Consider the following 11,691-nt stretch of genomic DNA (forward strand, 5'->3'; position numbering starts at 1 on the left):
ATAGCATCATATCAATTACAGGGGGCGGTATCATTTGAAGGACGCAAAGAGGGCATTTGAGACTGCACAAAAATATATAACGGACAATCGGGAAGAGATGATCGGCTTCTGCGATTATCTTGGGGAGCATCCGGAACTTTCATCTAAAGAATACGAAGCAAGCCGTCTTATGGCGGAAAAGCTGAAGACGGCGGGCTTTGACGTGGAATATCCTTTTGACGGGATCGAAACGGCCTTCATGGCAAAAAAAACCGCCTCCTGCGCGGGCGCCGAGAGGCCTGTCGTCGCAGTGATGGTGGAATATGACGCGCTGCCGGAGATAGGGCACGCCTGCGGGCATAACAACCACGGCACGATGGCCCTTTACGCCGGCATTGCGCTTGGCGAAGTCATTGAGGAACTTGGCGGCGAGGTGCGAGTCGTAGGAACTCCCGCCGAAGAGGACGACGGAGCGAAGGTGAAGATGGCGGACGACGGCGTATTTGACGACGTGGATTTCGCCGTTATGATACACGCCTTCGGCGGTGAAAGCTTCGCCGATTACAGGTCGCTTGGGATAGACGGCTACACCGTCACGTTCAAGGGGCAGACCTCCCATTCGGCCGCCTCTCCGTGGTGCGGCCGCAGCGCGCAAAACGGCATGATCCTCTTTATGGAGGCTTTGAACATGCTGCGTCTGCACATGCACGATTACTGCCGTATGCACGCCATAATCAAAGAGGTGAAGGGCGCGGTGAACATCATTCCAGACCTTGCCGTGTGCCAGGTCGAAACGCGCGCTCCCGAAAAACAGATGCTTGCCGAACTGACGCAGGCGATGTTTGAATGCGCGCGCGGCGCGGCTATCGCCACGCGGACAGAGGTCTCCTATGCAAAATTCATGGGAAGCTTCGACGCGATGCTGCCAAACCTTACCGCGGAAAAGATGGCCGAAGAGACTATGGCGGAATACGGCGTAAGCTGCACGCACGGACATCTGCCGACAGGCTCCACCGACGTAGGCAACGTCTCCTACAGATGCCCCGCCATCCAGCCGGAGCTTGCCATCTGCGAGCAGAAGCTCGACCTGCACACTAGGGAATTCGCGGCGGCCGCGGTAAGCGGCGAAGGCCACGAAAATATGATAAAGGGCGCGCGCATCATAACCGACATGTGCATCAAGGTATTCGCGGACGACGCGCTGCGGGCGCGTATGAAGGCGGAATTTAAAGCTTCGATTTAGTCTGGGCCGCCCCGCTTTTAACGCGGGGCGACAGTTTTTGACGTATCGCGCTCTGTTCTTTGATGCAACTTTGACATTGGAATGTTATACCAGAAACGGCATATATCATCAGCGTTTTCAACACTACAACAAAAGGGGACCTAAAGATGAGCGACAAAGAGAGCAAACGCATCAAGATACCGGATACTTACGTACTATTATTTTTGATTATAATCGTTGCGGCCGCCGCGTCGTGGTTTGTGCCAGCGGGCATATTCGAGCGCGTGAAGAACGCGGCCGGCACGATGACCATCGTGCCCGGCACCTACCATCACATAGCGCAGACGCCGGTGATGCCCTTCGACATTCTTGTCAACGTGGAAAAGGGACTTATCAACGCGGCAAGCACGGTGTTCTTCGTTTTTATTTCATACGCCGCGCTTATGGTCATCATCGCCTCGGGCGCAATCCACGCCGGCATTTCAAGAATGCTGCAAATGACGAAGGACAAATACCGGATAATGATAATCCCTATCTTCGTATTTCTCTTCGCCTTCGCCGGCGGCACCTATGGAATGTTTGAAGAGGCGCTCAGCTTCACGCCTATATTCGTAGCGCTGGCTATGGCGCTCGGCTATGACGCTATCACCGGCATGGCGATAGTCGCTATGGGCGTAGGGCTTGGCTACAGCGGATCGTTCACCAACCCGTTCAACGTAGGAATCGCCCAGCAGTTTGCAGAGCTTCCGCTCTTCTCCGGCATCGGCTACCGTTTCTTCTGCTGGTTTATAATGACCTCGATAAGCATCGGGATAATCATGCAGTACGCCGCCAAAGTCAAGGCGAACCCGAAGGCGAGCGTCGTCTACGGCATACCCTGCGGCGATTTCAGCCTTGATGAGTCCGACCTCTCGAACCTCAAGATGACGGGCCGCCACAAGCTGATACTGCTGACCGGACTTGCCACAATAGTCCTTATGGTGCTTGCCGTCCTCAACTGGGGCTGGTATCTTGACGAACTTGCCGGACTGCTGCTTGGAATGGGCATCCTCTGCGGCTTTATCGCGGGATGGGGGCCTGACAAGATAGCAAAGACAATGGCGGCCGGATTCAAAGATATCGCCTACGGCGCGCTTATGATAGGTATCGCCCGCGGCATACTGGTGACGCTGCAGGCCGGCGGGATCGTCGACACTCTTATAAACGCGATGTTCATTCCTCTTTCGATGCTGCCTAAGTGGCTCGCAGGCGTAGGAATGCTCATCGTACAGACGCTGATCAACTTCTTCATCCCGTCAGGCTCGGGACAGGCGGCTACGACGATGCCGATAATGGGCCCGCTTGCCGACCTCCTTGGCATATCGCGCCAGGTGGCGGTGCTCGCCTTCCAGTTCGGCGACGGCTTCTCAAATATTCTGTGGCCTACGGCCTTTGCCGCGGTCTTCTGCGGGATAGCGAACATTCCGTACGCCAAATGGCTGAAGTGGCTCATCCCCCGTTTCTGCATCGTATTCCTCGTGCAGGCGTCGCTCATAGTGCTTGCGATATTTATAGGCTACAAATAACAATTTTTACCATTATAAAAAGCACAAGGCCGGCCAAATGGCCGGCCTTGTTTTGCGTTTCGGGTCATCCTCCGAGGTAGGCGCTTATCACTCTTGGGTCTGTCAGAAGTTCTGCGCCTTTGCCTTGCAGAGATATCTCTCCAACTTCGAGGACGTAGGCGTAGTCGGCTATTTTAAGCGCGGCGAAGGCGTTTTGCTCAACGAGCAGGACGGTCTTGCCTTCTGCGTTTATGTGGCGGATTATCTCAAATACCTCTTCCACCAGTATCGGGGCGAGTCCCATTGACGGTTCGTCGAGCATTATGAGCTGAGGGTCGCTCATCAGGGCGCGCCCGACCGCAAGCATCTGCTGTTCGCCGCCTGATAGCGTGCCGCCCTTCTGCCAGGAGCGCTCCTTCAGCCTCGGAAAGAGCGTGAAGGCGCGTTCTATCCCGGCCTCTTCTTCGTTTTTTGTTTTGCAGGAGTAGCCGCCTAGTTTTAAGTTCTCCAGCACCGTGAGGTGCGGGAATATCCTTCGGCCTTCGGGGCAGAGCGCGACGCCGTGTTCAAGGATATTTTCCGGTTTGAGGCCCAGCAGGTGTTTTTCGTCCCACGTGACTGAGCCGGACTTGTTTTGGACGAGGCCCGCTATCGCGCGCAGCGTGCTGCTTTTGCCGGCGCCGTTCGCTCCTATGAGCGTCACTATTTTGCCTTCCGGCACTTCAAGCGATATGCCGCGGACGGCGTGTATGCCTCCGTAGCTGACAGACAGATTTTCAACCTTCAGCATTTTGCCGCAGCCTCCTTGCCAAGATAGGCCTCTATGACCTTCGGGTTCGAGCGGATGTCGGCCGGCGTCCCTTCGGCTATGAGAAGGCCGTAGTCTAGCACGCGTATCCATTCGGAGACGCCCATGACAACCTTCATGTCGTGCTCTATCATCAGTATCGTCACTTTGAACTGGTCGCGGATGCTGCGGATGAAGTCCATCAGTTCTCCGCTTTCCTGAGGGTTCATCCCCGCCGCCGGCTCGTCAAGCAGCAGCAGCTTGGGCTCCGTGGCGAGCGCGCGCGATATTTCAAGTCTGCGCTGCGCGCCGTAGGGCAGGCCTGTGGCTACTTCGTCCGCGAATTTTGCAAGGCCTACCGCATCAAGCAGGCACATCGAACGGTCGCGGATCTCGCGTTCTTCGCGGCGGAACGACGGAAGCTGGAGCGGCGCGCTCCACCACGGAGTTTTCTGGCGCACCCAGCAGGCGGTCATGACGTTTTGCAGCACGGTGCCGCCGGTGAAGAGCCTAATATTCTGGAAGGTGCGCGCGATGCCGGTTTTGCAGACGATGTGCGGTTCAAGCGGCGTGATGTCGCGCCCTTCAAAGAGGACGCGGCCTTCTGTGGGCTTGTAAAAGCCTGTGATTATGTTGAAGCAGGTAGTCTTTCCCGCGCCGTTTGGGCCTATGAGGCTCGTTATTGAGCCGCGCTCGACTTCGATGTCAAAGCCGCTGACGGCGGTGAGGCCGCCGAATTTTATCATTACGTTTTCGGTCTTTAAGATGGTATCAGCCATTGGCCCGCTCACCCTTTCCTTTAAAGACGCGGCTCCAAAGCCGCGAAACGCTGTCCCAGCTAAACTCGTAGCCGCCTATGATGCCCTCTCGGCGATAGAGGATGATGAAGAGCAGCAGTATCGAGAAGATGAGCATCCTCATGCCGGGGATGCCGGGGAACACATACGAGCCGAAGGTGATGGAGTCTTCAACGAAGCGGAGCCATTCAAGCAGCACAGTGATGACAACCGTGCCCACAAGCGATCCGGTGATGGAGCCGAGGCCGCCCACTACTACGAACATCAGTATGTTGAAGGTGAGCTGGAAGTTGAACATCTTCGGGTCTATCGTAGTTATGAGGCTGCCCATCAGCGAGCCGCCGACGCCGGCGAAGAAGGCGCCGATGACGAATGAGATGGTGCGCGTGCGGAAGGTGTTTATACCCATCGCCTTCGCCGCGACCTCGTCGTCGCGCACGGCGCGCAGCGTGTTGCCGAAGTTGCTGGAGAGCAGTTTTAATATCACATAACAGGTGACGACGCACCAGAAATAATTCCATCCGAGGTTTGCGTATCCGGGGATGCCTTTTAGCCCAAGCGCGCCGTTTGTGACGGGCGTCATGTTGGTGAGCAGCACGCGGATTATTTCGCCGAAGCCGAGCGTCGCTATGCCGAGATAGTCTCCGCCAAGACGGAGGCAGGGAAGCGCGATGAAGAGGCCGACTACTGCGGCTACGAGGCCGCCGGCTACGACGGCTATGAAGAACGGCGCCTGCATTACGGAGAAGGGCCAAATAATGGGCTCAAGAATGTACATCATCTCTTTCTGCGCGGCGGGCAGGATGAGTATAGCCGTGACGTAGGCTCCGATGGCCATGAATCCAGCGTGCGCCAGAGAGAAGAGGCCCGTGAATCCGTAGATGAGGTTGAGGCTGACCGCGAGTATCGCGTTTACGGCGATGAGGTTCAGCACCTGTATTTTGTATCCGTCAAGATTGCCCTGCGCCCACCAGAGAAAGAGAGCGAGCGCCGCAAGACAGAGCGTGTTCAGAGCGATTTTCGTAGAATTTTTCATTATATTTTATCCTCCAGCTTCTCGCCCATGAGGCCGGTCGGTCTATAAAAGAGGATCAGTATGAGCAGCACGAAGGCGAAGGCGTCGCGGTAGCCGGAAAGCGCCGGGAAGACGGCGACCAGCATTATCTCCATGAAGCCGAGCAGAAGGCCGCCTATCATGGCTCCCTGTACGGAGCCTATGCCGCCGAGCACGGCCGCGATGAAGGCTTTGAGGCCGGGGAATATCCCCATGAACGGATGTATCTGCGGATAGCGCAGCGCCCACATGATGCCGGCGCAGGCGGCAAGCGCGGAGCCGATGGCGAAGGTGAGTGCGATTATGCGGTCTACCTTGACGCCCATGAGACGCGTCGTTTCAATGTCGCGCGAGATGGCGCGCATCGCAAGGCCCGGCTTTGTGCGGTAGAGCATCCAGATGAGCGCGCCCACCAGCATGAAGGATATGATGGGCACGAATATTGCAAGCGGCAGTATCCTGACGTTGCCTATCTGCATGACGCGCACTAGCGGCTCAAAGCGCGGCATGGGCTTCGGCACTCCTGTGAAGAGGACGAGGCAAAGATTTTCAATGAAGAACGAAACGCCTATCGCGGAGATGAGCGCGGAGATTCGCGGCGCGGAGCGCAGCGGGCGGTAGGCGACGCGGTCTATGAGCACGCCGAAAATCGCGGTGCCCGCTATCGAAAGGAGGACGGCGGGTATCCACGGAAGGTGCATCACCGTTATCGCAAGAAAGACAAAATAGGTGCTTATCATAAAAATGTCGCCGTGGGCGAAGTTAATGAGGCGCAAAATGCCGTAGACCATCGTATATCCGATGGCTATGAGGCCGTAGAGGCTGCCCAGCATGAGCGCGTTGAAGAAATGCTGGATCATCATATCAGAAGTCATAATTTTTCCCCTTTGTCGGCAGAAATGAGGGGAGTTTTCACCCCCCTCAACGAATGGTTCGTCTTACTTAGGATTGACTATAGCGTGGAATACCTGTTTGCCTTTGATGATTTTGATGATGCCGATAGATTTTTCGGCGTCATGTGATTTGTTGATAGTAGTCATGCCTGTGACTCCGGGCATATCCTTCGTGGCTGCGATCGCAGCCGCTATTTTCTCGGGAGCCGCGCTCTTCGCGCTCTTTATTGCGTTGTAGATGAGCATGTAGGCGTCATATCCGCAGGCTGTGAGTGCGTTGGGGTCTTTCGTGGGGTTTGCCTTTTTCCATTCGGCCGTGAATTTCTTCTGCACGGGGCTCATGAGCTTCGCGGGCATGTTGGGCGAGTAGGCGAATGTGGTGTAGCTGAAATTCTCAACGGAATCTCCGCCTATTTTCACGATCTCGGGGTTGTCCATCGCATCTCCGCCAAGGATGGCGAACTTAGCTCCAAGTTCTCTCGCCTGACGCATGATGATGGCGCCCTCCGCAAAGTTGGCGGGGATGTAGAGAACGTCGGGGTTCTTGCTGATTATCTCTGTAAGCTGCGCGGTGAAGTCCTGGTCGCCCTTCTGATAGTTCATGACGGAGACGATTTTGCCGCCGAGCTTCGTGAAGCTCTTTTTGAAGAAGTTGCCAAGGCCTACGCTGTAGTCTTCGGTAACTTCGATGAGCATCGCCGCGTTCTTCGCCTTCAGTTCTTTAAAGGCGTAGTCCGCTGCGCCCGAGCCCTGGAAGGGGTCGATGAAGCAGACGCGGAAGACGTATTTCTTGCCCTGCGTTACGAGAGGGTTCGTGCAGGAGGTGCCTACCATAGGAACGTGGGCCTTCTCCGCCACTTCGCCGCCCGCCATAGCGAGCGATGAGCCGTAGGTGCCGATTATCGCGTTTACTTTGTCTTTTTCGACGAGGCGCTTCACAGCGTTCGCCGCTTCGACCTTGTCGCTTTTGTTGTCGACGACTACAAGTTCGATCTTCTTGCCGTCAACTGTGGGATTCAGTTTCTGAGCCAGCTTTACGCCGTCAAGTTCAAGCTGTCCGCCGATGGCGTTGCCTCCGGTGATAGGAAGATAGACGCCGACTTTGATAGTCTCCGCCGCCATAGCCATTCCAGCCATGACAAGAACCATTGAAAAAGCCATTACAAGTTTCTTCATTCTCTCACACATCTCCTTTTACTTGGGTAAACGAAACATTAAGGCATTATACCCTATAACCGCTCATATATCAGCCGCGAATTTTAACATTTTTAAAAATCTTACTTAAATCATCGGCGCTTGCGGCCCTTTCGTCTAAAAAGGCGGGGTCGAGGCAGCCGTTTGGCTTGAAGAGCTGTATCGACCAGTGCTCGTCGTCGCAAAGCTGCTCTTGTATCTTTTGAAGGTCGGAGAGGGTGTGGAGCGCCGGAACGTATGTGGTGCGAAACTCGTACGAGGGCGACTCCGCTTTTATTATCTCAACTGATTTTTTGAGGGCGTCGATGTCGACTTCAGTTCTCGTAAGCCGTTCGTAGGCGCGGACGTCAAACGGCGCCTTTACGTCCATCGCGACGTGTGAGAGCGCGCCCGCCGCTAGTAGCCTTTTTATCACCTGAGGCATGGAGCCGTTTGTGTCAAGCTTTACTGAAAGCGGCATTGCGCGCAGTTCGTCAATAAGGCGCCCGAGGCCGGGCCAGACGGCGGGTTCGCCGCCGCTTATTACTACGCCGTCCAGGAATTTAGCGCGTCTTTTGATGTCGGCGAGTATATATGATATCGAAAGCTCGTCCGCGCGAAAGAGCGCAAGCTCGCCGTTATGACACCACGGACAGCGGAAATTGCAGCCGAGAGTGAAGATGACCGCCGCGACATGGCCCTCCCAGTCTAAAAAAGAGGCGGGAAGATACCCTCCCGCCTTTATATCCAGATCCAGTTCCGCCATCCGGCTATTCCGGCATCGTTACGGCGCGCCGCGCCCGGTCTTTCAGCTCTCCGCGCTTTCCGGCGTTCCACGACGAGGTGCGCGTAAAGTAGCCGGTCACGCGCGTGATGCCGTCTACGTCCTCCGAGCCGCATAGCGAGCAGTGGTCGAGAAGGCCGCGCTCCATGTGGCAGCATTCATTGCAGATTGTAAATTCAGGGCTGAACGCCACCTGCGCGTTTTCGGAATACTTGAAGGTCTTCATCACAAACGAGGCAAGAGCGGCCGGGTCGGGCTTGTGCTCGCCCATCCAGACGTGCGTGATGGCCCCCGCCTTTATCATCGGGTGAAGCTCGCCTTCTCGCATCACTTTGTCTATCGGGTCCTGAACAAGTTTGTAGTTCAGGTGCGTACTGTTTGTGTAATATATCTCGCCCGTCTCCATGCTGCCCTTGATATATTTTTTGGCGATGTCGGGATAGGCGCGCAGGTCGAGCTTGGCGAAGCGAAGCGCTGTGCTCTCTGCCGGCGTCTGTTCAAGCACTATTTTCAGGCCGTAGCGTTCCGAAAGCTGCTGGCATTTGAGGTCCATGTACTGAATTACGGCGCGGCCCAATTTCTCGGCCTCTTCGCTTTCATGCAGCTGGCTTCCCGTCATCGCCTCGACCATCTCGTTGAGGCCCAGTATCCCTATCAGGTGGCTTGCCTTGCGCATACGAAGGTACGGTTCGTCGTCGTGCGAGACGCAGAGCGCGGCAAGCGGCCCCTTTATGCCGAGGTCGAGTATGTTCTTTATGAAGGCGCGCTTTTGCAGATGCGCCTTTGCGACAAGCTCCATCTCTTCGTCGATGATGTCAAAGAGCGCCTCGTCGTCGCCGTTTGCCTTGTAGGCGGCGCGCGGAAGGTTGAGCGTGACGTTTTGCAGAGCGCAGTAACGCATCTTCCACGGGTGTTTCGCCTCGTTCAGGTCCTCCGGCGTAAGCTCGAAGGAGAGCCGGCAGCACTCTGAGAGCTTGGCCACGCCGCCGCGGTCGAAGACGTAATAGGTGTTTCCCTTCTCAGAGGCGAGGCGGCACGAATGGTTGAGACATTCCTCCCAGCCCTCTTCCTTAAAGAAGTAGTCGGTGATGTGCAGCAGCGGCTTCGGGAAGAAAAATGGCTGGCCGCGGCTGTCGCCCTTCATATAAACGTCAAAGAGCGCGTGCAGGAACATCTTGGATTCTTTGTCGTACGCGGCGTAGGTCTTGCCGGTGAATTTGCCGCCCGGCCCTATCGCCGGCACGTCGCGGAAGTGGTTCGGTATCTCGTAATAGAGGTTGACGTCCGTGAAGGCCACCTGGCCGCCGCGGCCGCCCGCAAGCTGGTTGAACTCAAAGATGAGCTGCTGCGCAAGCTGTAGGTACTGGTCGTACTCCCAGCCTACAGTGTACGGCGCGAAGTACATATTGACTGCGTCCCAGCCTATTGCGCCCGCGAAATGGTTCTGAAGCACGGAGGTCATCTTAAGCATGTGCGCAAGCAGCACGTCCGCGTGCTTTGCGGGGTTTGAGACGCTCGTTATCGAAGGGATGTTCAGACCGTAGCGCGCGGTGTAGGCCACGCTCTGCCCAGAGCAGTAGGGGCGGTCCACCATTCCAAGGTCGTGCAGATGGATGTCGCCGCGAAGATGCGCCTCGGCTACGTCCTTTGAAAAGACCTTCGTCAGCGCGTATTCTTTAAGCACCATCTCCGCGATGGAGAGGTTTATAGACTCCGGATTGTGGCTGGTGTTGCTGTTTTCTTTATTTTTATTGAACATCATCGTTTCAAGGTCGTGCACGGGGAGGCCTATGCGCGAGTGATCCGCCAGCTTCGCGTCGAGGCCGCGCTGGAAGAGCTTCACATTTACCATGTCGCGGATGATGGAGGTTGTGACGTTGGTGCGCCCGTATTTCAGCAGCTCCTCTTCAACCTCTATGGCGATGGCCTCGGCCGTCGAAGGCTCCGTGCCGGCCTCCACGATCAGCGCGTCGCGTATCCTGCTTGCGTCCCAGGGGGAACGTTCCTCCTGCGCAAGAGCGTCGACCATAAGCGCGAGGTCGGTAGATTCTCCATAAGCGTTGAACAGGCTTCCCTGTCTGCCAAAATTGTTGTCGTTATTCATTTCGGTGCGCCTCCTTGTCCTCCAAGAGCCTTGTAATCTCGTTCGTAAAGCTCGAAATATCCGTAAATTCTCTGTAAACCGATGCAAATCTGACGTAAGCCACTTTATTTATCTTGCGGAGCTCCTCCGCCGCGCGTTCGCCGAGCGTCGTGGTCGATACCTCGCCCTGCCCGGAGGCGCGCACCTGTTCTTCTATCCTGGCCGCGGCCGCCTCCAGCGTTTCAAGCGCGACCGGCAGTTTTTCACAGGCGTGCTGAAATCCGCGAATGAGCTTGTCGCGGTCGAAGGCCTCACGGCGTCCGTCCTTCTTGACGACCCAGAGGTAGCTTTTTTCTTCAAGCCTCTCGTATGTGGTAAAGCGGCTCTGGCACTCAGGGCATTCGCGCCGCCTTCTGTTGACGCGCCCCTCGTCGGCGTTTCGCGTTTCAATGACTCTAGTTTCGGGAGCTCCGCATACGGGGCATCTCATTTTATATTCCTCCAGCCGCTATATCTGTTCAGCTAAATCATTATAACACTATATGTAGAGTTGTGCCCCATGATTTGCGCAAAAACCGCGCGCAATGAGGCGGCAGGATTATCTTTGAAAAACGGCCTACATCACCAGCTGAATAAAATTCCAGAAGAGTTTCGCGCCATAAAAAATAATGACGGCGCCGCATACGATGTTTATAATTCGCAGCGTTTTGTCCGTGAACTTCGCGCTGAAAAAAGAGATGACGGCGCTCACCGAGGTAAACCAGAGGCATGAGGCAACGGCCACGCCCCATATAAATTTGACGCCCTCGGCCGGAGGCAGCGACGCTTTGAAGGCGCCAAGCATCATCGTACCGTCTATGAGCGCCTGCGGATTGAACCAGGTGACGACGCAGGCGGTGGAGACGACCTTCCAAAGCGGCATATCGACATTCGCCATGCCGCTCATCGAACTTTTCGCGCGCAGCAAAGAAAAGCCTATGTAGACGACTATGACGCTTCCGACAAACAAAACGAGCGTTTCAAGCAGCTTTGAGCGCTCCATCACAGCGCCTATGCCGAAAAAACAGGCGAGGGCGAGAGTCACGTCAAAGAAAATAACTATCAGCACCGTCATGCAAAGACGCTTTTTCGGCTGCGTCAGCGCCGTGTTGATGACAAAAAGATTTTGCAGCCCGATGGGCGCAACGTACGCAAGCCCCATAATCAATCCCTGAATAAAATTCCCCATACAAAAACACGCCCTTTATCAATCAATGCCGCTCTGAATTATAATTTGACGGGGCGGTTTTGTCTCTAACCAGCAGCTTAAATCAAAACGCAGGCCGCGCCATGATCTTCATTTGCTTGACGCGAGCGTAAATTAAGTATATCTTTT

11 protein-coding genes are annotated in these 11,691 nt (G+C 55.6%); 2 read left to right on the forward strand and 9 right to left on the reverse strand.

The genetic code is table 11. The features are described 5' to 3' along the window. Positions 1-34: 34 nt before the first annotated feature. A complete protein-coding gene (locus RRY12_05545) occupies positions 35-1,222 on the forward strand; it encodes an amidohydrolase (protein ID MEG2184119.1) in 1,188 nt (395 codons plus the stop codon). Positions 1,223-1,368: 146 nt separating this feature from the next. Continuing rightward, positions 1,369-2,766 (forward strand): TIGR00366 family protein, encoded by a 1,398-nt coding sequence (locus RRY12_05550; protein ID MEG2184120.1) that lies wholly within the window; start codon positions 1,369-1,371, stop codon positions 2,764-2,766. Between the two features lie 64 nt (positions 2,767-2,830). Here the strand turns inward: RRY12_05550 and RRY12_05555 are convergent, their stop codons facing one another. The 9 genes from RRY12_05555 to RRY12_05595 all read right to left on the reverse strand — a co-directional run bounded on the left by RRY12_05555 (position 2,831) and on the right by RRY12_05595 (position 11,544). After that, a complete protein-coding gene (locus tag RRY12_05555) occupies positions 2,831-3,535 on the reverse strand; it encodes an ABC transporter ATP-binding protein (GenBank protein ID MEG2184121.1) in 705 nt (234 codons plus the stop codon). Continuing rightward, positions 3,529-4,311, reverse strand: coding sequence for an ABC transporter ATP-binding protein (locus RRY12_05560; GenBank protein MEG2184122.1), 783 nt, complete (start codon positions 4,309-4,311; stop codon positions 3,529-3,531). The genes RRY12_05555 and RRY12_05560 overlap by 7 nt, the downstream gene beginning before the upstream one ends. After that, positions 4,304-5,365 carry a branched-chain amino acid ABC transporter permease gene (locus tag RRY12_05565; GenBank protein ID MEG2184123.1) on the reverse strand — a complete coding sequence of 354 codons (1,062 nt, stop codon included), beginning with the start codon at positions 5,363-5,365 and terminating at the stop codon, positions 4,304-4,306. The genes RRY12_05560 and RRY12_05565 overlap by 8 nt, the downstream gene beginning before the upstream one ends. Further along, positions 5,365-6,258 carry a branched-chain amino acid ABC transporter permease gene (locus RRY12_05570; GenBank protein MEG2184124.1) on the reverse strand — a complete coding sequence of 298 codons (894 nt, stop codon included), beginning with the start codon at positions 6,256-6,258 and terminating at the stop codon, positions 5,365-5,367. The genes RRY12_05565 and RRY12_05570 overlap by 1 nt, the downstream gene beginning before the upstream one ends. Before the next feature lie 63 nt (positions 6,259-6,321). After that, positions 6,322-7,452: an ABC transporter substrate-binding protein gene (locus RRY12_05575; protein MEG2184125.1), complete on the reverse strand. Its 1,131-nt coding sequence runs from the start codon at positions 7,450-7,452 to the stop codon at positions 6,322-6,324. A gap of 70 nt (positions 7,453-7,522) precedes the next feature. Then, the gene (locus RRY12_05580) at positions 7,523-8,215 is read right to left on the reverse strand and encodes an anaerobic ribonucleoside-triphosphate reductase activating protein (GenBank protein MEG2184126.1); all 693 of its coding nucleotides are present in this window, start codon (positions 8,213-8,215) and stop codon (positions 7,523-7,525) included. A 4-nt stretch (positions 8,216-8,219) separates the two neighbouring features. Then, positions 8,220-10,337: an anaerobic ribonucleoside-triphosphate reductase gene (gene nrdD / locus RRY12_05585; protein MEG2184127.1), complete on the reverse strand. Its 2,118-nt coding sequence runs from the start codon at positions 10,335-10,337 to the stop codon at positions 8,220-8,222. Then, positions 10,330-10,806, reverse strand: coding sequence for a transcriptional regulator NrdR (gene nrdR, locus RRY12_05590; protein ID MEG2184128.1), 477 nt, complete (start codon positions 10,804-10,806; stop codon positions 10,330-10,332). The genes nrdD and nrdR overlap by 8 nt, the downstream gene beginning before the upstream one ends. Positions 10,807-10,932: 126 nt before the next feature. Beyond that, the gene (locus tag RRY12_05595) at positions 10,933-11,544 is read right to left on the reverse strand and encodes a LysE family transporter (protein MEG2184129.1); all 612 of its coding nucleotides are present in this window, start codon (positions 11,542-11,544) and stop codon (positions 10,933-10,935) included. Positions 11,545-11,691 lie beyond the last annotated feature (147 nt).

It is taken from the genome of Cloacibacillus sp. (assembly GCA_036655895.1).
Classification (GTDB): Bacteria; Synergistota; Synergistia; order Synergistales; family Synergistaceae; genus JAVVPF01.